This is a genomic window from Salinimicrobium oceani, assembly GCF_012037645.1.
Genome location: NZ_JAAVJR010000701.1, coordinates 1 through 434, shown reverse-complemented (window position 1 = coordinate 434; position 434 = coordinate 1). Strand labels below are relative to the sequence as shown.

General features: G+C 42.2%; 2 pseudogenes. Both read right to left on the bottom strand.

Annotated features, from left to right (window positions below):
* Positions 1 to 239, bottom strand: a pseudogene (locus HC175_RS18960) (tetratricopeptide repeat protein); the annotation flags it as partial.
* A gap of 20 nt (positions 240 to 259) precedes the next feature.
* Positions 260 to 434 (bottom strand): annotated as a pseudogene (locus HC175_RS24415) (nucleotidyltransferase); the annotation flags it as partial.

Below are 434 nucleotides of genomic sequence, written 5' to 3'. Positions count from 1 at the left end.
ACTACAGGTTCATCTGGCTTTAATGCCAGCGCCTGCACCAGGGCATCTATGGCCTTGTCGTAATTCTCTATTGCTTTTTGCTTTAACCCCTCAAAAAAATGTTCCTGAAAAGCATCTGTCACGTTCCCCAGATCATCCTGCGCCATTTCCACTACCGGTTTTTCCGGCACCTGAGCATTAACAGGCTGTCCCACCTGCAGCAGGGTCAAAAATGGAATTATAAGCAGACTTTTTTTCACAGGTTTTTTTACTGAAAAATTTACTCCAGCACCGAATAATCTCCAATGCTTACCTCGGTAAATTGCCCATTAAATTTCGCAAAATTTCCAATCATGGCGTTATTGAGGTCTGCATTTTCTACTTCGGCGAAGGTCTGAATAAGACTGTTCTTCACTGAAGAATTTATAATTTTTGTTCCGTTCCCGATGGAAACA